Here is a 21243-nt window from a genome sequence, read left to right as displayed (position 1 = left end):
TTAGGCAAAATAATCCGTCAGAATGCGCGTATAGATCGCCTTGAGTTGTTCGATCTGGGCCACCTCGACGCATTCGTCCACCTGATGCATGGTGCGGCCCACCAGCCCGAACTCGACCACCGGGCAGTGGTTCTTGACGAACCGCGCGTCCGAGGTGCCGCCGGTCGTCGACATCTCAGGCTGCACACCCGTCTCGGCCTCAACCGCCTGCGCCACCAGATCGGACAAAGGACCGGGCGGGGTCAGAAAGCTTTCGCCCGAGATTTTGATTCTGGTCTCGACCTCAACGCCATATTCCTCGGCCACACGCGCGGCCTCGGCTTTCAGCCAGTCACTCAGGCCCGTGCCGGAATGCAGGTCGTTGAAGCGGATATTGACGGTGCCGCCGCATTGCGCCGGGATGACATTTGTTGCGGGATTGCCGGTGTCGATTGTGACCACGGCCAGCGTCGAGGCATCGAAATGGTCACTGCCTTGGTCCAGTTCATGACTGGCCAGACGGTCCATCAGCCGCGCCATCGCGGGCAGAGGGTTCTTGGCCCGGTGCGGATAGGCGGAATGGCCCTGTACGCCCGTCACGGTGAACCACGCGGTCATTGACCCGCGCCGCCCGATCTTCATCATCTCGCCCATTGTGTTCGGACAGGTGGGTTCGCCGACCAGACAAACGCTCATCCGTTCGCCGACCTGATCCATATGATCAAGCAGGGCGGTGGTGCCATCCAGCGCATCGGCCTCTTCATCGCCGGTTATGGTCAGGATGATCGCGCCATCCGGCGGCGTGTCGCGTACGAAATCCACGGCGGCAGCAGCAAAGGCGGCAACGCCAGATTTCATGTCCGTTGCGCCGCGCCCATACATCACCCCGCCCTGAACCTCGGCCCCGAAAGGTGGTTTGGTCCAGGCGGAGTCGTCGCCAACGGGAACCACATCGGTATGGCCGTTGAATCCAAATGTTCGTGCATGTCCTTTGGCCCCCCAACGGGCGAACAGGTTGCTGATCCCACCGCGATCCACTCGGGTGCATTCGAACCCTGCATCCGACAAAAGACCCTGTAACAGGACCAATGCACCGCCTTCGGCAGGTGTGACCGATGGGCAACGGATCAGGTCCGCCGTCAATTGAACTGGATCGGTCATTTAAGGGCCTCTTTGGTGGTGGTGCGCTCAGGTTCGTGCACAGATTCAACGAATTGGCCGGATTGCCAACCCCAATCCGCAATTTTCACAGTAACGAACACGCAACGTATCGACCTGAGACGCCAATAAATCATGGTGCTTTACCCCGGGACGTGCTTGCCGCCATGCACACATTCGCGTTACAGGGCCGCGAAACAGGTGAATTGACCATGAAGCGCGCATTCTACGCCCTGATCTGCCTGACTTTCGCCGTTCTCGCACAGCAAAGCCTGGCACAAACGCTGAATGTCACAACCGTGACCCGACCGCCGTTTTCCTATGTGGAGGACGAGGCCGAGACCGGATTCTCGATGGACCTGCTTGCGGCGCTGGCCGAGGCGCTGGACTGGGACTACACGGTATCCCGGGTCGAAGGTTTTTCGGACATGCTGGGCGCGGTTCGGGACGGGTCTGCGGATCTGGCGATTGCCAATATCTCGATCACCGCGATGCGCGAAACCCAGATGGATTTCAGCCAGCCGATCTTTGAGGCCGGATTGCAGATCATGGTGCCCTCGGACGCGGTGCGCAGGCCATCACTGCTGCAGGCCCTGCTGTCGACCGAGCTGTTCATTGCCATTGGCCTGGCCTTTGCCATCCTTCTGGGCGGCGGCATGCTGATGTGGGGGTTTGAGCGGCGCGCACAGCCCTATTTCGACCGCAAACTGAATGAGGCATGGTTCCCATCCTTCTGGTGGGCGCTGAATCTGGTGGTGAATGGCGGGTTTGAGGAACGGATGCCGCGCACGCCCTTCGGCCGGATTCTGGGCGTTGTGCTGGTCGTCTCGTCCCTGTTCATCGTGTCAGTCTTCACCGCCCGGATCACCAGCGTCATGACGGTGGACGCGATCACCGGCAATGTGAATTCGGTCAATGACCTCTACGGCAAGAATGTCGGCACCATCACGGGCTCGACCGCCGCCAGTTTCCTGACCCGACGCGAGATTGAATTCACCGGTTACACCGGGCTGGATCAAATGCTCGAAGCATTCAAGGCCGAAGATCTGGACGCGGTCGTGTTCGACGCGCCCATCCTGTCCTACTTCGCCGCCCATGAAGGTCGCCGCATTGCCAGCATGACCGGAGGCATCTTCCTGCGGGAGAACTATGGCATTGCCTTCCCGACCGGTTCGCCCCTTGTCGAAGAGGTCAATCAGGCGCTGTTGGCCCTGCGCGAAGACGGGACCTATGACGAGATTTACCGCAACTGGTTCGGGATGCAGAACTAAGGCAAGTCTGCTTTACGGCTGCGCGTCACCTTCGAAAAACGGCGTCATCTGCGCGACGATCACCGCATTCTCATCCAGCGCCCGCTGCATCAGGGCACGTTCGTCCGGATCAATGTCGTGGCCCTGCGCCTCGCGCTCGGCCAGCGTGCCATAGCCCGTGACATCCAGAGGCGCGGTATCTGCCTGTTTCAGGATCGCCACGGTTTCGCGCACCGCCTCGGCCTCATCCACGCCGCTGGCAAAGCACATCAGGGCCGCCCCGGTCGCCCCGTCAGGCAATCCGTCGCCGTCCTTGCGACCGATTTGGACCAACAGGGTATAGACTTGCTGACGCGAAGGTTTCTTTTGCTTTTCCATGCAACGGGCCATAGCCGCGCGCCCGCCTACGGTCAAGCAGCCGGGAATTGCGCGCGGGCTTTCAGGCGTCCATAGTGCCCAAACACAGCCCGTTGCCAATTGCAGAGGACTTTTGATGCCCTATCCCGATTTTATTACAGCCTTCCCAAGCCTCGACATTCCCTTCCCCGAGGATGTGGTGCAAACCGCCGTCATCCGGTCTGATGCGGGTCTGGTGGCGTTCTTCACGTTCCTTAAGGATTTTGAACTGCCCGCACATTCGCACAAAGCGCAATGGGGCACGATTATCGAGGGCGAGGTTGAATTGACCATCGGCGGCGAAACCAGAACATACGGCCCCGGCGACAGCTATTCGATCCCTTCGGGCGTCGAACATGGCGGCAAGATCAAGGCCGGTACGCGGGCCATTGATGTGTTTGAAGAACCGGATCGCTATCCGATCAAGGGATAGGCAGGCAACAAAAAAGGGCAGCGGCACGCGCCACAGCCCTTTGTTCGTTTCCGCAGATGCCTTAGTCCCGCAACAACTCGTTGATGCCGGTTTTCGAGCGGGTCTTTTCGTCCACCCGCTTCACGATCACTGCGCAATACAGGCTGATGTTGTTCTTCGACGGCATCGAACCCGCCACAACAACCGAATAGGGCGGCACTTCGCCATAGGTCACTTCACCGGTTTCACGGTCAACGATCTTGGTGGATTTGCCAATGAACACACCCATACCCAGAACCGAGCCTTCGCGGACGATACAGCCCTCGACCACCTCGGACCGCGCGCCGATAAAGCAATTGTCTTCGATAATGGTCGGACCGGCCTGCATCGGTTCCAGCACGCCGCCAATACCGACGCCACCCGACAGGTGCACGTTCTTGCCGATCTGCGCGCAGGACCCGACGGTGGCCCAGGTGTCGACCATGGTGCCCTCGTCCACATAGGCACCCAGATTCACGAAGGACGGCATCAGCACCACGCCCGGCGCGACATAGGCCGATTTGCGGACCACGCAGTTCGGCACGGCGCGGAAGCCAGCGGCTTTCCACTGGTTCTCACCCCAACCGGCGAACTTGCTGTCCACCTTGTCCCACCAGCCACCGGCCTGCGGGCCGCCCGACTGGATTTCCATGTCCTTGATGCGGAAGCCCAGCAGAACCGCCTTCTTGGCCCACTGGTTCACATGCCAGTCGCCGCTCTCCAGCTTTTCGGCCACACGCAGCGATCCGCTGTCCAGTGCGTTCAGCGTATCCTCGATGGCTTCGCGCTGTTCGCCGGTGGTTGCGGGCGAGATGGTATCGCGGGCCTCCCATGCGGCTTCGATGGCGGCTTCCAGTTGCGCATTGGACATTGGGCGTCTCCCTAGAGAATCTGTTCGTGTCGGTGTGGCCTATACGCAAGCCGGACCCACGGCGCAATGCGACGAACGCGGGTCTTTTTGCGTCCAATCCGCGCTATCCTCAGCTTGCGCGGCGAATATGCCGGATCAGAATGGCCGTTGCCGCGCCCGTATCCTTGCGCTTCAGGGCCTGCACGATGGACAGGTGGTCCTTGTCCACACGCTGCGTCCATTTGGGGCGCCAATGGGCAAATAGGTGCCGGGCGCTGGCGATGTGCAGGTCATCGACGGTGTGCAACAGGCGCGGCAAACCGCAGGGCGTCAGGATTGCACGGTGAAAGGCGCGATTGCGGGCCTCCCATTCCGGCATGGTTTCAGCGTCATCGCAGGCAATACGAGCCGCTTCGATCCGGTCCAGATCAGTGGGCGACATGTTCTGCGCCGCCTGCTGCAGGGCAAGCGGTTCCAGCGCCACGCGCATCTCAATCACTTCGCGTATTTCAGCGGGATCCAGAACCGAGACACGCATCCCCCGTCTGGGCTCGCTGTGGGCCAGCCCGTGCGCCTGAAGCCGCAGCAGCGCTTCGCGCACCGGCACGTGGCTGGTGTCAAAGGATTTGGCGATGTGGTCCTGACGCAATTTCTCACCGGCGCTTAAAGCCCCGGTGATGATCTGCTGGCGCAAGTTTTCATAAATTGTGTCGGCAATCGTGGCGTTCATAGATTATCGATAAAATCGTCAACGCCTGTCCACAAGCCGATAATTCACGCCGCAAACGGATCGGGGGCGATATTTCCACCGCAAACCAGAACCGCCACGCGTTCCCCCGGTTCCGGCTGATACGCACCCGACATCAGGGCTGCCAAGGCCGCTGCCCCTGCGGGTTCAACAAGGATGCGATGGGCCTGCCACAAGGCGCGTTGTGCGTCGGAAATCGCCTGATCCGAGACCAGAACCGAGGGCATCCCCTGCGCCAGATCAAAACAGATCGATCCAATCCGCCGCGCGCCCAGCGCGTTGGCCGCGATCCCGGAGACCGACACGTCCACCGGCTTACCCGCCTCTAAAGCCGCGTTTAGCGCGCAGGAGGTTTCCGGCTCAACCGCCACAACCTTGCGCGCGCCCTGAAACCACGCCAGAGCGCCCGCAATCAGGCCGCCGCCGCCAACCGCGATCAGGACGGTATCAGCCTGCAAACCTTGAGCGTCCCATTCCGCAAAGCACGTCCCCTGCCCGGCCACAGTCGCTGGTGCGTCATAGGCGTGGATTTGCATCGCGCCGGTTCGTTCCTCATGCTCTTGCGCCATGGTCAGGGCATTGGCGTATTCACCCGGCACCACGCTTAGATCCGCGCCGATCTGTTCGATCAGGGCGATCTTGGACGGACCGGCCAGTTCCGGCACAAAGATCTTGGCCGGATGGCCCAGCGCCCGCGCAGCATAGGCCGCCGCCGCCCCGTGATTGCCGCCCGAGGCCGCCACAACGCCCGCCTGCGGCACATCCGTGCTGAGCAGCGTGTTGAACGCGCCCCGTGCCTTGAAGCTGCCGGTGTGCTGCATATGCTCCAGCTTCATTTCAATCGGGTAGCCGGGAAGGTGGCTTTCCATCACCGGGGTCACCTGTGCGTGCCCGTCGATCCGACCGGCTGCTGCCTGAATTTCGCTCTTCCAATCCATGTTTGTCTTTCCGTGACTGGCACTCTGCCCGCGAACCCTATAGCTGTTTGTCAAACACGCAAGCAGGGATCGATCAACGATGAGAGAAGACCGCCACAGCCCGTTCCGCGACGCGCAGACCGACCGCTCGACCGCGAGCGAGGTGCCGGATACGCCGCAGACGCGCTCACCCGCCTATCGCCTTGCCTTCGCCGATGAGGAATTTCTGTGCCGGGATGAGCTGCGCCCGGTGCGCCTGCAGCTTGAGCTGCTGAAACCCGAGATGATCATGAGCGAGCGTGAGATCACCTCGACCATCGTCATGTTCGGCGGCGCGCGTATTCCGGAACCGTCGCAGAAGCACACGGCACGAACCGAAACGCTGGCCGGGCTGTCCGAGTATTATGACGAGGCACGCGAGTTTGCCCGGTTGATGACCGAAAAATCGAACGAGACCGGCTGCCGCGAGAACGTGATCGTCACCGGCGGCGGCCCCGGCGTGATGGAGGCCGGAAACCGCGGTGCGCAGGATGCAGGCGGCTGTTCCATCGGGTTGAACATCGTCTTGCCGCATGAACAGGCCCCGAACCTGTATGTGACGCCCGAGCTCAGCTTCAATTTCCACTATTTTGCGATCCGCAAGATGCATTTCCTGATGCGCGCCCGCGCCATCACCATCTTCCCCGGCGGCTTTGGCACGATGGATGAGCTGTTCGAGTCGCTGACCCTGATCCAGACCGGCCGGATGGACCGCGTGCCCTTCCTGCTGTTCGGCCGCGAATTCTGGGAAAAGGTGATCAACTGGGAAGCCCTTGCCGATGCAGGCACCATCTCGGACGAAGATCTGGACCTGTTCCGCTTTGTCGATACCGCGCAAGAGGCGGTCGAGATCATCGAGAACTGGGAACCCGCCCCACCCCGCGACGCAATTCCGGGACGCTAAGAGATGGCCCCCAAGATTGGAGAGATGCTGCATTTGCGCGGCAATGCGCTAAACGCGGGTGAGCCGGTGGCCCTACCGCTGACCCAAAGCAGCATGTATCACCTGCCGGGGCCGACAGATGGTCTGGCCACCTATGGCCGTGTGGACAACCCCACATGGGTCCAGCTGGAACATGTGCTGTCGCATCTGGAAGACGCGCCCTGCCTTTGCTTTCCGTCGGGCATGGCGGCGATCTCAGCGGCGCTGTTTGCGACCGTTCAGGCCGGATCGCGGCTGTTGATCCCTTCGGACGGCTATTACGTCACGCGTCTGCTGTCGGATCGGTTCCTCTCACGCCTCGGTGTTGAGGTCGAAGAACGCGCGACGACGGCTTTTGCCGAAGGTGGTTTTGCCGGGTTCGATGTGGTGTTTGTCGAAAGCCCCTCGAACCCCGGTCTGGACATGATCGACCTGAAAGCGGTTGCCGAACAGGTGCGCGCCGCCGGTGGGGTGACCATCGCCGACAACACAACCCTGACACCGCTAGGCCAGCGCCCGTTGGATCTGGGCATCGACGTGGTTGTGTCATCCGACACCAAGGCGATGGGCGGGCATTCCGATATGCTGATGGGCCATGTGGCCAGCCGCAACACTCAGATCATGGAACGGGTCGAGGAATGGCGGAAGGTTTCCGGATCAATCCCCGGCCCGCATGAGGCTTGGCTGCTGCATCGCGGGTTGGAAACTCTGGATGTGCGCTTTGACCGGATGTGCAACTCGGCGCAGCTGCTGGCGGAGCGGTTGGCGGAGCATCCGAAGGTGAAACAAGTTCGCTATCCGGGCCTGCCAGACGACCCCGCGCATGCATTGGCGCAGGCTCAAACGGCGCGATTCGGGTTCCTGTTGTCTCTGACACTGGACAGCGAAGCCCAAGCCGAAGCCTTCATCAACACCTGCCCCTTGCTGCGCCCCGCAACCTCATTCGGAGGCGTTCACAGCTCGGCCGAACGCCGCGCCCGCTGGGGCGATGACGTCGATCCGGCGTTCATCCGCCTCTCTGTTGGCTGCGAACCGGTCGAGGAACTGTGGCAAGCCATCGAGGCCAGCCTGAGCGCGCTGTGATTACTTTTTAGGTTCGCGCAGTTCTTTGAACACATAGATCGGCAGCACGATACTGCCGATCAGCGCGCCCAGCCAGACCAGCAGCGTCGCCGCCAGCAGGTTCGAGATACCGCCGATGGTCAACCCAGCCGTGATCCAATCTGTCACCAGCAGGCCCACGAAGGTCACGATCAGCGCGATCCCGCCTTTCAACGCGGGCGCATTCTTTTCCCCAAGCTTCAGGATCAGCGGCTCGGCCACCACCTGAACCAGGGTGAAGACGATCACCACAACGATGAACGACAGCGGCTTGATCGAAAACCCGGACAGCAGCAGCACAGCCAGCAACAACCCAAGGGCATTCCCGGCCAGCAGGGCCAGAGCGGATTTGATTCTGCGTGACATGGGGTGGCCTCCGTCAAGCGACATTTAATAACATGCAGATGTTAACAGGTTTGCAGGAAATGAAGAAGCAATTCAATCGTCTCTTCCTTTTGGGCCCTTGAAATCGCATGATAAAACGCAACCACCCTGTTCCGACCGACCCGTGAGAGAGGTGAGATGAGCGACGATCCCTATTCCGTCCTTGGTGTAGCAAAGGACGCAACTGCCGCCGAGATCAAGAAAGCCTATCGGCGTATCGCCAAGGAATGCCACCCGGACCTGAAACCCGGCGACGCAGAGGCCGAGGCCAAATTCAAAGCCGCCGCCGCAGCCTATGACCTGCTGAAAGACCCCGAAACGCGCGCACGCTATGACAATGGCGAAATTGACGCTTCGGGTCAGGAACGGCCGCAGCAGCAATACTACCGGGACTACGCCGAAGCAGCGGGCAACCCTTATCGCGGGCGTCAGGCGGATCCGGACGACATGTCCGACATCTTCGCCGAATTCATGCGGGGACGCGGCGGTTTCGGTGGCCAACGCACGCAGGAATTTCACGCGCCGGGGCACAATCTGAATTATACGCTCGAGATCGGATTTCTGGATGCCGTCTTTGGTGCCAGCCAAAAGCTGACCCTGCCGGATGGGGACCGGATCGAGGTCAAGATCCCCACCGGTATCACCGACGGCCAAACGATCCGCCTGCGGGGTAAGGGCGCTCCGGGCTATGGTGAAGGGCCGCCGGGCGATGCTTTGGTGACGGTCTCGGTCGCCAAACATCCGGTGTTTGACCGTCAGGGTGACGACATCCACATAACGTTGCCGATCACTATTGATGAGGCCATTCTGGGCGGCAAAATCCCGGCCCCCACCATAGATGGTGGCGTGAACGTCAATGTGCCCGCAGGCACGAGCAGCGGCAAAACCCTGCGGCTGCGCGGCAAAGGGGTGAAGAAACGCGGCTCATCTGACCGAGGTGATCAGCTGATCGAACTGACCATCGCAATGCCCGGTACGATTGATGAAGAATTGAAGACATTCATGGAGACCTGGCGCGACACGCACCGCTATGATCCGCGGAAAGGAATGCCGTCATGACCCTGACCGAAAAGGAACTGATCGAGACCATCTCGCGCCTGACATCGGACCGTCTGACCGAGTATCTGGCGGCCGAAATCGTGATCCCCGAACAATCGGATCAGGGGCTGGTCTATCACAGCATCGACGTCGCCCGGCTGGAACTGGCCTGCGAGCTGCACGAGCAATACGATATGGAAGCGGACGCGCTGTCGGTGATGATCTCTCTGATCGACCAGATGCACGGTTTGCGCGCGGAACTGCGCGAGGTGCTGAACGCGGTTCGAGCACAACCCGAACCCGTCCGCCAGCAATTGATCGAGGTTATCGGAACGGCTCGGTTCCGACGCGGCTAACGGGCGGACCCGCCGTCGCACCGTCAACAGGCGATGCGATTGCTATTCGCCGGTCTGATACTCTTCGGGCACATAAAAGGTGTAATCGCGCTCGGCGACCTGCTCGTGACAATCATGGCAATAGGCCACTGCATTGGCGCGGAATCCCATCGTGTCGCCAAACAAAGAGCCATCCGGCAGAACCATGATATAGCGCCAATCCGCCATGTCGGGATCTGTACCAGCGGCCAGTTTTTCCATCACGAACATCGCACCGGGAAAGATCTTCCCCTCATCCGTGACGGTCATGCTGTCCTTGGCCAGCACGGACCCCACCGGCAGAACCTCGCCTTCCTGCAAGGTCCCGTAATTATGCGCCATCCTGTTGGCATAGCTGTTCACGAACCGCTGCCCATGGGTGGCCGAGATATAGGGCGCATCGTTAAACAGCGGCCAGCTTTGGTAATTGCGCAGCAGATCCAGCTGTGCCGCCGCATAGCCACGCGCCATCCGCTTCGCCAAGGACTTGTAGACAGCGTTGGCCTCGTCCTTGCTCAACTCGGCGGGGTTTTCGATTGCGATATGGGCATCCTGTTCGTCGGCCTGCGTCTGGCCCACAAAAATCAGAAGCGAAGCCGAAATAATAAGAACGGTCTGAAATCTATTGCTGAAAACTGTATTCATAACTTGGCCTACCTGAAAAACAGTTCGCTTGCGCATCGGGACTTACATTAATCCACATAGCGAACATCAATCATCCTGCCAGAACCGGTCCGTCCACCTCACCGTTTCGTGCACAAAGGTGAGCCCCAAATCCGAAACCCGGGCAGGACAAACATAACAAATTTTGCATGCAAAAAACAGAAGCCGAAATGTTAAGATTTCATCTTCAACCGTCGGCTGAGCAGATGCCTTAGCTGTTCAACCCAGCCTCGGCCTCGATCTGTTTGCGCGACTTGCGGGCGCGTTCTGTGGCCGATTTCAACTGACCGCAGGCCGCCATGATATCCTCGCCCCGCGTCTTGCGGATCGGTGAGGCATATCCGGCCTGATAGATGATGTTCGCAAAGGCCCGGATACGGTTGTTCGAGCTGCGCTTGTAGGGCGCGCCGGGCCATTCGTTGAACGGGATCAGGTTGATCTTGGCCGGAATCTTGTGCCGCTTGATATGGTCGATCAGACGGTGCGCATCCTCGTCACTGTCATTCACGCCATCCAGCATCACATATTCGAACGTGATCCGTTCCGAGTTCGAGGCATTCGGATAGCTGGCCAGCGCCTGCAGCAATTCCTCGATGTTCCAGCGCTTGTTGATCGGCACCAGCACGTCGCGGGTCTCATCGGTGGTTGCATGGAACGAAATCGCCAGAAGGCAACCGATTTCCTCGGCCGTGCGTGCGATTTCAGGCACCACTCCGCTTGTCGACAGGGTGATCCGGCGGCGCGACAGGGAAATGCCTTCGGGGTCCATGGCGATCTTCATCGCATCACGGACATTTTCAAAATTATATAGCGGTTCACCCATGCCCATCAGAACGATGTTCGACAGCAGGCGCGTTTCGTCCTTGGGCGCGCCGGGGGTGGGCCATTCCTCAAGATCGTCGCGGGCCATCATCACCTGACCGACAATTTCCGCCGCCGTCAGATTGCGCACCAGTTTCTGCGTGCCGGTATGGCAAAAGGAACAGGTCAGCGTGCACCCGACCTGAGACGAGATACACAGCGTGCCGCGATCATCCTCGGGGATATAAACCACCTCGACCTCATGCCCGCCCGCGATGCGGCACAGATATTTGCGTGTGCCGTCCTCGGACACCTGACGGGTCACGACCTCGGGGATTTCTATCACGAAATGCTCGGCCAATTGCGCGCGATAGGCTTTGGCCAGATTGGTCATTTCACCAAAATCGCGCACGCCCCATTGATAGATCCACTGCCAGATCTGCCCGGTGCGCATCTTGGCCTGCTTTTCGGGTGTACCATGTTCGATCAGCACCTCGCGCAGCTGGTCGCGGGTCAGACCGACAAGGTTCACCTTCCCCTCGGGCAGTTTACGGGGGATGGTCATGACGTCTTGAGTGATCGGCGCTTTGGGCGACATGTGGCTGTCTCAACGGATTCTGGCTTGGGATGCGCCTCTATATAGGATCGCGCGCAAAGATCAAAAGGAATCGTCAATCCCGGTCTCCTGCTTTTTTTGACGCGCCCAGATACAGTTCGGCCGCACCGGGATGAGCGATGCGGCCGATTTCGTTTTCCGATACCGGATGAGCCGGTCAGAAGCTTGCAGGCAGGATGTTACAATCCGCTGCATCCAGGGTTTTCACCGGATCTTCCGGTCCACATTGCTCGCCGGACACCGGATAGGTGTCGCTTGATTTCTCACATGCGCTCAGCACCGCAGCGGCGGCGATCATAAGGGCGACAATGGACTTGTTCAGCATTCGAAAGCTCCTTTTCTTCCTCTGAACCGATTAGTTCAGAAAACGGAGCAACCTGCTTTGATACGGATCAAATTCGAATATGTACGTTACGTAAAGCGGTCGTTTTTTGAGCCAAAAAGAAACCCCGCCGAAAGACGGGGTTACCTATATCTGAATTTAGAATGGGTCAGTTGGTGCAGCGCTTTTCGGCGTCTTCGATCGCTGCGGTAAAGCCCAGCAATGAAAATGTGTCCTTGGTCTGCGTTCCCCGCTCCGACCGTGCGGTCAAAACCGCCTCGGTTCCGCGCTTCATGGCGGTGACGATCTTGGCATCATCCGCCGCTGTTGCGGGCCAGGCCCATTCGCCTTCGGTGAACAATTCGAACTCGCTGCCATCTACGTTCAGGTTCACGGTCGACCCTGCCGCAAACGGATAGCCACCGGTAAAGGTCACCTGACCTTTGACCTCGGCATTGGGGCGATAGAACACGAATAGCAGGATGTCGCTGCGACGGACCGAAACCACACGCCCGCCACGGGTATTCACCGTTTCCTTGGGGGCGGAAACGCTCCAACATTCGGTGGGATCATCCTCGACAAAAACGCTCCAATCCGTTTTTGCCGCTACGCGATTTGTGCTTGTCGCCTGTTGAGCGATTGCAGTCGTGGCCATCCCCGCCACGCACAGGCCCGCGATCACGCGGACGAGCATTGATCCCATTTGTCCAGCCTCCTAGCTCGACCTTCTACCTCATACCCATCAGAATGCGTCGCGAACCCTGCCGGTTCGTCTTGGAAAAGTTGCGCATCCCGATGATTGCCGACATACACACACTAACGCAGGTTTCGCCACAGGCGAAAGGGCGATTGGCAGAATTTTGCGCATAAATCCGGAGGTCAAGATGACTCAGCCCATACCGATGACAGAACTGTGGCGTGGTCCCCTGCTGGAAAGTCTGCATCTGGGTCATGCGGTGGTCTGCGATGGCACCGGGCAGATCGTGCAAAGCTGGGGCGATCCAAATGCGGTGATCTATCCGCGATCCTCGGCCAAGATGATTCAGGCACTTCCCTTGATTACGTCGGGCGCTGCCGCGAAGTACGGATTGAACTCAGAGCATCTGGCGCTGGCTTGTGCTTCACATAATGGCGCTGCGATTCACACGGAACGTGTGACGGAGTGGCTGGATCATCTGGGTCTGGCGGAACCCGACCTGCGCTGTGGCCCGCAGGAACCGGCGGATAAGGCCGCGCGCGACCGGCTGATTTTGGCCGACGACACGCCCTGCCAGATTCACAACAATTGTTCAGGCAAGCATTGCGGCTTTCTGACCCTTGGTCAGCATATGGGGGCCGGGCCGGAATATCTTGAGATCGACCACCCGGTGCAGCAAGCCTGCCTGTCGGCTATCGAAGAGACAACCGGCGAAACCAGCCCCGGTTATGGGATTGACGGATGCTCGGCCCCGAACTTCGCGACCTCATTGGTGGGGCTGGCGCGGTCAATGGCGTGGTTCGCCTCGGCCGCGGACCGGTCCGACCGATCCAGCGACGCGGCGCAGCAGTTGACCGCCGCGATGATCAAACATCCCGAACTGGTCGCGGGCAAAACCCGCGCCTGTACGGAACTGATGCGCGCCATGGAGGGGCGTGCGGCGATCAAAACAGGGGCCGAGGCTGTGTTCGTGGCCATCCTGCCGGAAAAACGCATGGGTGTGGCATTGAAAATCACGGATGGCACCACGCGCGCCAGCGAATGCGCCATTGCCGCCATTCTGGTCAGCCTTGGCGTGCTGGCGGCCGACCACCCGGCCACCAGAAAATTCATGAACGCTACGCAATACAGCCGCCGTGGGCTGGAATGCGGCGTGATCCGACCCGCGCCGGGTTTTCCCGGCTAGGCCCGCTACATCTCAATCTCGTGCACCTCGGCCACTTCGACCGAGCCGGAACCGTTGACAACCATCGGGCAGCCCTTGGCCATCTCGGTCGCGGCGTCCATGCTGTCGGCTTTGATCACCGTAAAGCCCGAGGCCGGGTTCGCGCCGCCATTGTCGACAACCCCGCTGCTGCTGACGGTGTAGGATTGGCCAACCGGGTTTCCGGGGATCTCCAACGCCTCACCCATGTTCTGAAACCACGCGCCCCAGGCGGCCATGGTCGCCTCGATCTCGGCGGGGTCGGTGGGGGTGTGGCCCCCGTGATAGACAAACAAATATTGGGGCATAACGCTCCTCCCTGATGAAAACCTATGTGCACAGCGCTTCGAGTTTGCGCAGTGAAGATGTCCAGCCCATGTTGTGGTTCTCGGCAGCTTCCGCATCGACCAGTTCCCGGTGATCCACCACAAGGCGCGAACCGGTTTCGGTTGCCGTGACGGCAAAGGTCACATGACTTTCCGCGCCGCGCTGATCCTGATCGTCATGCCAGGCCCAGGTGAACCCAACAGATTTGGGCGGGTCGACATGGGTGACATGGCCCGAGACCTTGTATTGCTGGCCCTCGCTGTTCTCCATCACCGAAAACCACGGGCCCGTGCGCGAGAAATCCAGATTGTGCTGAGGCACATGCATCCCCTCGGGCCCCCACCATTGCAATAGCTTCGCGCCGTTGGTGACCCATGCAAACAGCGTTTCAGGATCAACGGGAAACTCCCGCTCGAGCTTCAGGTCGGCCATGAGTTTTCCCTTTCCAATATGTCGCCCAGGCGATCCAGACTGCTTTCCCAGAACTGACGTTTCGAAATCGTCCAGTCGGCAATGGCGCGCAGCCCCTCGGAGCGGATCGAATACATGCGCTGTGTGCCCTGCACCCGCTGCTGTACTAGCCCCGCCGCGCGCAGCACTTTCAAATGGCGCGAAATCGCGGCACCGGACATGCCCTTGCCCTTGGTCAACTCGCCTGCGGGCATCTCTCCGGCCTCCATCAATTGCTCAACAATCGCGAAACGGGTCGCGTCGGACAGGGCGGAGAAGGTGGTGAGAAGCGTGTTCATGGTCACTATTTAACACAATAGTTAAATTAAGGGAAGCTCAAAGCGACTGTGTGAACTCGGTCACGTTCGACACCTTAAGTGTTTCAAAAACAGCCATAATTCACTGATAGACAGACATAATGTCTGCGAACTATAATCAAATATGCGAGTTTCGTGTTTTATGTAAGTTGTTAAGGAGTTTTGAAATGCGCCGTACGACCGTTTCAGCATTTGCTGTTCTGACAGTCGCCCTTTCCGGATGTGGGACAGTTTGGTCTCAGGAAGAGCCGGTTGATACCTCAGGCGAGGCGACGCAGTCAGCCGTCGCGGCAACGCCGGCTTCGGCGACGTCGTCGGGAAGCTCTGGCACGTCTTCAACATCCCTGGCCGGTGAAGAACGCGGCGGAGAAGGCGGTTCGAGCGGCGGAGGATCAGGCGGTGGTTCCGGTGGCGGCTCGGGCGGTTCGTCAGGCGGCAGTTCGGGAGGTTCATCGGGTGGCGGTTCCGGCGGTTCGTCAGGTGGCAGTTCGGGTGCCGGTGGCGGCAGCGGCGGTGGCTGGAGCAACTCATGATCTGAAAGGGTCTTAACAATGGCACAGCAAGCGTTGAAGCAACGACTTGGTCGCTTGCTGGCTGCATCGGCTTTCCTGTTACTGAACACACATGCTCTGAGCGCGCAGACCGGCCAAGCATCGTCACCTGCTAGTCGCATCGCAATTGTGATTGGCAATCAGGATTACGAAAGCGTTGGCGATCTGACAAACGCACGCAAGGATGCCGAAGATATTGCGGCCATGCTGCGGGATTTCGACTTTCGGGTGTACGACGGCTATGACCTGAGCAAGCAGGAATTTGAAGCGCTGATCCGAACGGCGGTGCTGAACATCCCACCCTCGGCAGACGTGCTGTTTTATTACGCGGGTCATGGCATTCAGATCGGCCGCAGAAACTACCTGCTGCCGGTCGATGCCAAGTTCGAAACCATCTACGACGTCCCGCTGGCGACCATGACGTTGGATCGTGTGATCGATACCCTGTCGGCGCGCAGCGCGGCCCATGTCGCCATATTGGATTCGTGTCGCGACAATCCATTTCAGGACCTCCGGCTGGCCGCGGATCTGGATGCAAACCTGTTCGAAACCCGCGAAGGGTTTGATGTGTTCAAGACGCCCCTGAACTCACTTGTAGCGTACTCCACGTCACCCGGTGCGGTGGCGAGTGATGGCGCGCAGGGTCAGAACAGCCCCTATACTGCTGCCGTTCTGGCTACGGCTGCATCTTCGCCGTTTGAGAACATTCAGCAGCTTTTCCCTGTCATTCGCGAACAGGTTCACGCCAAAACGGCAGGTCAGCAGATTCCTTGGGAAAGCTCGACGCTGGTACGCCCGTTCTATCTGGCACAACAAACCGCCGAGCCCACACCCCCACCTGCCGAGGCAGAAGAAGCCGCACCACAATCGGTGGCTCTCAGCTATCAGTTCGACAAGTCGATCCCATTGCTGCGAAGCCTGGAACAGGCATTGGGAACCGAAATTGTCGATCTGCAGGTGATTGAAAACCCGACCCGGGGCGCTGTCAGTTTCAGCGATCAATCCACGGCCAGTGACGTGCAATACGCCCCCGAGATTTCTGACGCGCGCGCTGTCGAAGTCGGCAACGCTGACTTCAAAGATACCTTTTCGGTTCAGGTGCTGACACAAGACCAAAAACAGCAGACAGTCGACGTGTCTCTGGATCTGGAAATGAACGCCTGCGACCTAGAGGCCGGAGATGCGCTGGACATCAATGGTGTCGGCGTGTTCCGCCTGCCGAACGAATTGGACATCGCAAAGGGGCTGGCAGCCTGCACACAGGCCGTTCAGGACGATCCCGACAATCCGCGCTTCCTGTATCAGCTTGGGCGCATCCAACAGGCATCGGGTGACGTGCCCGCCGCTTATGAAAGCATCTCAGCAGCCGAAGCCGGGGGGCACATCCGCGCCAAATATGCGTTGGCCAGTTTGTTGAAAACCCAGCGGATTGACCGCGCCGTCACCAAAACCCCCTATGACCCCGAACGTGCCCGCGAACTTTTGGAACAGGGTGCAGCTCAGCGCGACCCGTATTCCATGCACAGCCTAGGTCAGGATCTACTGCGCAACGGGACAACACAGGAAGAGAAAAAGCGCGGGTTTGAGTTGTTGGAACGTTCTGTCGAGTTGGGCCATACCTTCTCGATGAACGAGCTGGGCATCTATTATCTGCGGCAGAACTCGGACCACTATATCCCCGAACGCGGGCTGCGCTATCTGCGCGCCTCGGAACTGCGCAAGGATATCTACGGCTACGATAACCTTGCCTATGTCTCGCTGGAAGGGCTTGGTGGAAACCCTGTCGATTTCGCAAAGGCCGAGGCCTATTTTCGTGCCGCCTCTGACGGCGGGCATCCGACCGCTCCGGCTAGTATCGCCCGCATGATCCTGCGCGACCAGTTGCAGGGCAGAACCCGCGCTGAGGCGTTGCAGTGGTACGATACATCACTGGAACGCGGTGATGCGTGGGGTGGGGCCAACGGAGCCTACATCATTCTGGATGGTCAGGTGCCGGGACGTGGCCCTGCCGATGCGGCGCTGCGGGCGGCCAAGGCCGCGTTGCTCGCCAATGAAGAACCCGCCGCGCAGGCGATGGGTCAGTTGGACGGGATATCCAAGGCTGATCTGGACCGGGCCCTGCAAATGGCCCTGAACGAGGTCGGAGAGAGTGTCGCTGTTGACGGTCAGGTCGGCCCCGCTACGCTGGCCGCGCTGGAAAGCGCCAGTGCCCGGTTCGGGGTTCCTGTGTCCTACGCGTCGACAAATGACCCCAAAGCGCGCTTGCTGCTGGCGGCCAGAGTGTATTGGGCCAAAAACCCGGTTCGGTTCGATCTGTTCTAGGGGTGATCAGCCCTGAAACTCGGACTTCCTGTAGCCCTGCAGATACAGCAGCGCGGTCAGATCACCGTGGTTGATCCGCACGTCACATTCCGCCGCGACCGAGGGTTTGGCGTGCAGCGCAACTCCGGTTCCGGCGCGGTGCAACATGCCCAGATCATTGGCGCCGTCCCCCACCGCGATCACATCCGCCTCGGCTAGACCGAGTTTGTTGGTGATCCGTTCCAGCGACTCGACCTTGGCTTGCCGACCCAGAATCGGACGTCCGACATCGCCGGTCAGGCGTCCGTCTTCGGCCAGCAGCGTGTTGGCGCGGTTTTCGTCAAACCCCAACAACTCGGCCACGCGCGCGGTGAAGGCGGTGAACCCGCCTGACACCAACGCCGCATAGCCGCCATTTGCCCGCATGGTGGAAACAAGTTCGCGCCCGCCGGGCATCAGGGTGATCCGGGTGTTGAGCACCTGATCGATCACCGCCTCGTCCAGCCCTTTCAGCAGACCGACCCGTTCGATCAGGGCCCCTTCGAAATCCAACTCGCCATTCATGGCGCGCGCGGTGATGTCCTTGACGCGTTCGCCCACACCGGCCTCATCAGCCAGTTCGTCGATGCATTCCTGCTGAATCATGGTGCTGTCCATATCGGCCAGCAGCATCTTTTTGCGTCGCCCCTCGGACGGTTGCACAACCAGATCGACGCCCATCTGCTGCAAGTCCGCCCAAACATCCCAGCGATTGTCCGGCATGTCCGGCACGGCAAATTCTGCCGCCTCGTCGGGGTTCAGCCAGACAATTTCGGCACCGCCCCAGGCGTTTCGCAGCGACTCGACCAGAGCCGGGTCCAGCGACGGTGCGGCTGGGTTGGTAAGCAATGTGGCAACAAACATATCGTATCTCCGGCAAGCTGCCATGCGCATATCGCAGGTGCAGCATATGCACCAGAGCGGGATTGGAAAACGCCCGTAAAATATATCGCAAACGGGGCTTTACCACCCCACATTTCCACGACAGATTCAGCGCAGGCAGCTGGGAAAGGAATACGGGATGGGCAACCCGCTTTATGATCGCTTGTTTGGGATTCACGCGGGGAAAGACACGGCGTTTCTGCATCTGCCCGACGGGCGCACAATCACCCATGCCGCGTTTCTGGATATGGCGGCGCGGATCGCCAACGCGCTGACAGGGTATGGGCTGGAACCCGGCGATCGCGTCGCCGTTCAGGTCGAGAAATCGCCTGAGATGCTGGCGCTATATGCGGCCTGCGCGCAGGCGGGGCTGATCTTTCTGCCTTTGAACACCGCCTACAAAACAGCCGAGCTGACCTATTTCATCGAAAACAGCGGGGCCGCTTTGGTCGTCTGCGATGCGGCCAGTGAGGCGGAACTGACCCCAATTGCACAGGCTCAGAACGCCCGGCTGGAAACGCTGAACGCCGATGGCTCGGGCAGTCTGATGCGTCGGGCTTTGGGCATGTTACCGGCCTTCGAACCGGTTCACCGGACCGAGGATGATCTGGCCGCATTCCTATACACCTCTGGCACCACCGGACGCTCAAAGGGGGCGATGCTGACACAGGCGAACCTGCTATCAAACGCCGATACGCTGGTGCGGGAGTGGCGGTTCACGCGCGAAGATGTGCTGTTGCACGCGCTGCCGATCTTTCACACGCACGGGCTGTTTGTGGCAACGAATGTGATCCTCGCCTCGGGCGGGTCGATGATCTTTCTGCCGAAGTTTGATCTGGACGACATGCTGCGCCTGATGCCACAGGTGACATCGATGATGGGCGTGCCCACCTTCTACACGCGCCTGCTGGGCGACGCGCGCTTCACCGGTGATCTGACCCGACATATGCGGCTGTTCATCTCGGGCTCAGCCCCCCTGCTGGCCGAAACCCATGAGACATTCGAGGCCCGCACAGGCCACCGCATCCTTGAACGCTATGGCATGACCGAGACCAACATGAGCACCTCGAACCCCTATGACGGTGAACGCCGCGCGGGCACGGTCGGGTTTCCTCTGCCGGATGTCGAACTAAAAGTGACCGATCCCGAAACCGGAGAGACCCTGCCGCAGGGTGAGATCGGCATGATCGAGGTGCGCGGCCCAAACGTCTTCAGCGGCTACTGGCAGATGCCTGAAAAAACCGCCGCCGAACTGCGCGAGGATGGCTTCTTCATCACCGGCGATCTGGGCCGCGTGGATGAGGATGGCTATGTCCACATCGTCGGACGCGGCAAAGACCTGATCATCTCGGGCGGGTTCAACATCTACCCCAAAGAGCTTGAACTGCTGCTGGACGATCAGGCCGGCGTGTTGGAAAGCGCCGTGATCGGCGTGCCGCACCCGGATTTTGGTGAAACGGTTCTGGGCATCATCGTGCCCTTGCCCGGCCAGTCACCGGACCTGACCGCAATCATGGCCTCGGTTCAGAACGACCTCGCCCGATTCAAACACCCGCGCGAGCTGATCCTGATGGACGCCCTGCCGCGCAATACGATGGGCAAGGTGCAGAAAAACACGCTGCGCGAGCAATTCAGGGATCGGTTCGTCAAACGCTAGGGGTCAGCGGGACACGGCCGTTTTCGGTCAGCAACCAGCAGTCGCGGCCCTCGAAAACCGCAGGAACCAACGGTCGGCCCATCCCGGCTCCGCCATCCAGATTGATCCGGTTGCCACGATGCTCGGCCCGATGGGCGGGTGTGTGCCCGTGCACGATCAGACAGGGATGCGGGCGCGGATCGTCCAGAAACTCGCCCCGTATCCAGACCAGATCCTCTTCGGTTTGATCCGCCAAGGGGACGCCGGGTCGAATGCCTGCATGGGCAAAGAACACCTCGCCTTCCTGATGATGTGTCACAAGGCTGTTCAGAAAGTCGATATGAGCCTGCGGCACGACATCGTGCACCCGCTCAAGCAGCCGGAAGATACGGTCTTCTTCCGTGAACTCCACACCGTAAGACGCCAAAGTCTCGGCCCCGCCCAAGCGGTGATGTAGCCAGTGTTCCCCGACGCGCAGTTTGGCCTCGGCGGTGGAGCCATCCTGCAGGAAACGGGCAAACATCCGGTCATGATTGCCCAGCAGAAAGACCCAGTTGCGCCCGGCGCGGTGTTCCGCAGCCAAAAGGTCCAGAACCGCGCGACTATCCGGACCGCGATCCACATAATCACCCAGAAACACCACGCGGGCGTCTGACCCTCCGTCGCGCTCGATCCGGTCAAGCGCCTGTTGCAGCATCTCAAACTGGCCGTGAATATCGCCAATTACGTAAACGGGGGATGGCATCAGGTGCCCTCGTACAGATTGAATATCTGGCTTGTTGCGCAAATCTTCGGGCGGGAAAAGAAAATACCCGCGCCTTGGGGGGCGC

Annotated in this window: 25 protein-coding genes; 10 read left to right on the top strand and 15 right to left on the bottom strand. The window is 59.9% G+C overall.

Annotated elements, in window-relative coordinates; translation table 11 throughout:
- Positions 1-1140 carry a succinyl-diaminopimelate desuccinylase gene (dapE, locus tag ACR0KJ_RS15580; protein WP_170634173.1) on the bottom strand — a complete coding sequence of 380 codons (1140 nt, stop codon included), beginning with the start codon at positions 1138-1140 and terminating at the stop codon, positions 1-3.
- A gap of 209 nt (positions 1141-1349) precedes the next feature.
- Here dapE and ACR0KJ_RS15575 point away from each other — a divergent pair, with 209 nt between their 5' ends.
- A complete protein-coding gene (locus ACR0KJ_RS15575) occupies positions 1350-2408 on the top strand; it encodes a transporter substrate-binding domain-containing protein (protein WP_170455322.1) in 1059 nt (352 codons plus the stop codon).
- Between the two features lie 12 nt (positions 2409-2420).
- Here the strand turns inward: ACR0KJ_RS15575 and ACR0KJ_RS15570 are convergent, their stop codons facing one another.
- Positions 2421-2765 carry a hypothetical protein gene (locus tag ACR0KJ_RS15570; RefSeq protein ID WP_170455325.1) on the bottom strand — a complete coding sequence of 115 codons (345 nt, stop codon included), beginning with the start codon at positions 2763-2765 and terminating at the stop codon, positions 2421-2423.
- A 115-nt stretch (positions 2766-2880) separates the two neighbouring features.
- On the opposite strand from ACR0KJ_RS15570, the gene ACR0KJ_RS15565 reads away from it, so the two are divergent.
- Positions 2881-3216, top strand: a complete 336-nt coding sequence (locus tag ACR0KJ_RS15565) for a cupin domain-containing protein (RefSeq protein ID WP_170455327.1) — start codon at positions 2881-2883, stop codon at positions 3214-3216.
- 61 nt (positions 3217-3277) lie between these two features.
- On the opposite strand, the gene dapD is transcribed toward ACR0KJ_RS15565, so the two are convergent.
- The 3 genes from dapD to ACR0KJ_RS15550 form a co-directional block, all read right to left on the bottom strand.
- On the bottom strand, positions 3278-4105 hold the full coding sequence (gene dapD, locus ACR0KJ_RS15560; protein WP_170455329.1) for a 2,3,4,5-tetrahydropyridine-2,6-dicarboxylate N-succinyltransferase: 828 nt from the start codon (positions 4103-4105) through the stop codon (positions 3278-3280).
- Positions 4106-4214: 109 nt separating this feature from the next.
- Positions 4215-4814: a GntR family transcriptional regulator gene (locus ACR0KJ_RS15555; RefSeq protein ID WP_480627098.1), complete on the bottom strand. Its 600-nt coding sequence runs from the start codon at positions 4812-4814 to the stop codon at positions 4215-4217.
- A gap of 44 nt (positions 4815-4858) precedes the next feature.
- Positions 4859-5770, bottom strand: a complete 912-nt coding sequence (locus tag ACR0KJ_RS15550) for a threonine/serine dehydratase (RefSeq protein WP_480627097.1) — start codon at positions 5768-5770, stop codon at positions 4859-4861.
- Between the two features lie 79 nt (positions 5771-5849).
- Between ACR0KJ_RS15550 and ACR0KJ_RS15545 the strand changes: the two genes are divergently transcribed.
- Both ACR0KJ_RS15545 and ACR0KJ_RS15540 read left to right on the top strand, forming a co-directional pair.
- Positions 5850-6692, top strand: coding sequence for an LOG family protein (locus tag ACR0KJ_RS15545; RefSeq protein ID WP_170455335.1), 843 nt, complete (start codon positions 5850-5852; stop codon positions 6690-6692).
- A gap of 3 nt (positions 6693-6695) precedes the next feature.
- Entirely contained in the window at positions 6696-7793 is a 1098-nt protein-coding gene (locus tag ACR0KJ_RS15540) for a cystathionine gamma-lyase (RefSeq protein ID WP_480627096.1), read from the top strand.
- Here the strand turns inward: ACR0KJ_RS15540 and ACR0KJ_RS15535 are convergent, their stop codons facing one another.
- Entirely contained in the window at positions 7794-8177 is a 384-nt protein-coding gene (locus ACR0KJ_RS15535; RefSeq protein ID WP_170523741.1) for a phage holin family protein, read from the bottom strand.
- A gap of 156 nt (positions 8178-8333) precedes the next feature.
- Here ACR0KJ_RS15535 and ACR0KJ_RS15530 point away from each other — a divergent pair, with 156 nt between their 5' ends.
- Positions 8334-9254, top strand: a complete 921-nt coding sequence (locus ACR0KJ_RS15530) for a DnaJ C-terminal domain-containing protein (protein WP_170455341.1) — start codon at positions 8334-8336, stop codon at positions 9252-9254.
- Entirely contained in the window at positions 9251-9589 is a 339-nt protein-coding gene (locus ACR0KJ_RS15525) for a hypothetical protein (protein ID WP_170455343.1), read from the top strand. Before ACR0KJ_RS15530 ends, ACR0KJ_RS15525 begins: the two co-directional genes overlap by 4 nt.
- Before the next feature lie 42 nt (positions 9590-9631).
- Here ACR0KJ_RS15525 and ACR0KJ_RS15520 read toward each other — a convergent pair whose 3' ends face one another.
- The 4 genes from ACR0KJ_RS15520 to ACR0KJ_RS15505 all read right to left on the bottom strand — a co-directional run bounded on the left by ACR0KJ_RS15520 (position 9632) and on the right by ACR0KJ_RS15505 (position 12712).
- A complete protein-coding gene (locus ACR0KJ_RS15520; RefSeq protein ID WP_170455345.1) occupies positions 9632-10252 on the bottom strand; it encodes a cytochrome P460 family protein in 621 nt (206 codons plus the stop codon).
- 229 nt (positions 10253-10481) lie between these two features.
- Complete coding sequence (gene rlmN, locus ACR0KJ_RS15515; RefSeq protein WP_170624667.1) at positions 10482-11669, bottom strand: dual-specificity RNA methyltransferase RlmN; 1188 nt, start codon at positions 11667-11669, stop codon at positions 10482-10484.
- A gap of 175 nt (positions 11670-11844) precedes the next feature.
- Positions 11845-12012, bottom strand: coding sequence for a hypothetical protein (locus tag ACR0KJ_RS15510; protein WP_170455349.1), 168 nt, complete (start codon positions 12010-12012; stop codon positions 11845-11847).
- Positions 12013-12178: 166 nt separating this feature from the next.
- Positions 12179-12712 (bottom strand): invasion associated locus B family protein, encoded by a 534-nt coding sequence (locus tag ACR0KJ_RS15505; RefSeq protein ID WP_170455351.1) that lies wholly within the window; start codon positions 12710-12712, stop codon positions 12179-12181.
- 181 nt (positions 12713-12893) lie between these two features.
- Here ACR0KJ_RS15505 and ACR0KJ_RS15500 point away from each other — a divergent pair, with 181 nt between their 5' ends.
- Complete coding sequence (locus ACR0KJ_RS15500) at positions 12894-13892, top strand: asparaginase (protein WP_170523727.1); 999 nt, start codon at positions 12894-12896, stop codon at positions 13890-13892.
- 5 nt (positions 13893-13897) lie between these two features.
- On the opposite strand, the gene ACR0KJ_RS15495 is transcribed toward ACR0KJ_RS15500, so the two are convergent.
- Genes ACR0KJ_RS15495 through ACR0KJ_RS15485 form a run of 3 tightly spaced genes read right to left on the bottom strand, consistent with a single transcriptional unit; the run spans position 13898 to position 14986 of the window.
- The gene (locus tag ACR0KJ_RS15495) at positions 13898-14218 is read right to left on the bottom strand and encodes a YciI family protein (protein WP_170455355.1); all 321 of its coding nucleotides are present in this window, start codon (positions 14216-14218) and stop codon (positions 13898-13900) included.
- 22 nt (positions 14219-14240) lie between these two features.
- Positions 14241-14669 carry an SRPBCC family protein gene (locus tag ACR0KJ_RS15490; RefSeq protein ID WP_170523723.1) on the bottom strand — a complete coding sequence of 143 codons (429 nt, stop codon included), beginning with the start codon at positions 14667-14669 and terminating at the stop codon, positions 14241-14243.
- Entirely contained in the window at positions 14657-14986 is a 330-nt protein-coding gene (locus tag ACR0KJ_RS15485) for a metalloregulator ArsR/SmtB family transcription factor (RefSeq protein WP_170523720.1), read from the bottom strand. The genes ACR0KJ_RS15490 and ACR0KJ_RS15485 overlap by 13 nt, the downstream gene beginning before the upstream one ends.
- A 185-nt stretch (positions 14987-15171) precedes the next feature.
- Here ACR0KJ_RS15485 and ACR0KJ_RS15480 point away from each other — a divergent pair, with 185 nt between their 5' ends.
- Together ACR0KJ_RS15480 and ACR0KJ_RS15475 are read left to right on the top strand one after the other, a co-directional pair.
- Positions 15172-15537 carry a hypothetical protein gene (locus ACR0KJ_RS15480; RefSeq protein ID WP_480627095.1) on the top strand — a complete coding sequence of 122 codons (366 nt, stop codon included), beginning with the start codon at positions 15172-15174 and terminating at the stop codon, positions 15535-15537.
- Between the two features lie 18 nt (positions 15538-15555).
- Positions 15556-17877: a caspase family protein gene (locus ACR0KJ_RS15475; RefSeq protein WP_480627094.1), complete on the top strand. Its 2322-nt coding sequence runs from the start codon at positions 15556-15558 to the stop codon at positions 17875-17877.
- A gap of 6 nt (positions 17878-17883) precedes the next feature.
- Here the strand turns inward: ACR0KJ_RS15475 and serB are convergent, their stop codons facing one another.
- Positions 17884-18759 (bottom strand): phosphoserine phosphatase SerB, encoded by an 876-nt coding sequence (gene serB / locus ACR0KJ_RS15470; protein ID WP_170455363.1) that lies wholly within the window; start codon positions 18757-18759, stop codon positions 17884-17886.
- A gap of 157 nt (positions 18760-18916) precedes the next feature.
- Here serB and ACR0KJ_RS15465 point away from each other — a divergent pair, with 157 nt between their 5' ends.
- Positions 18917-20434: a malonate--CoA ligase gene (locus ACR0KJ_RS15465; protein WP_170455365.1), complete on the top strand. Its 1518-nt coding sequence runs from the start codon at positions 18917-18919 to the stop codon at positions 20432-20434.
- Here the strand turns inward: ACR0KJ_RS15465 and ACR0KJ_RS15460 are convergent.
- Positions 20424-21158: a metallophosphoesterase family protein gene (locus ACR0KJ_RS15460; protein ID WP_170455367.1), complete on the bottom strand. Its 735-nt coding sequence runs from the start codon at positions 21156-21158 to the stop codon at positions 20424-20426. The two genes, ACR0KJ_RS15465 and ACR0KJ_RS15460, sit on opposite strands and share 11 nt — an antisense overlap.
- Positions 21159-21243 lie beyond the last annotated feature (85 nt).

It is taken from the genome of Ruegeria sp. AD6, from assembly GCF_056542325.1.
This window is presented reverse-complemented; position numbering and strand designations above follow the sequence as displayed.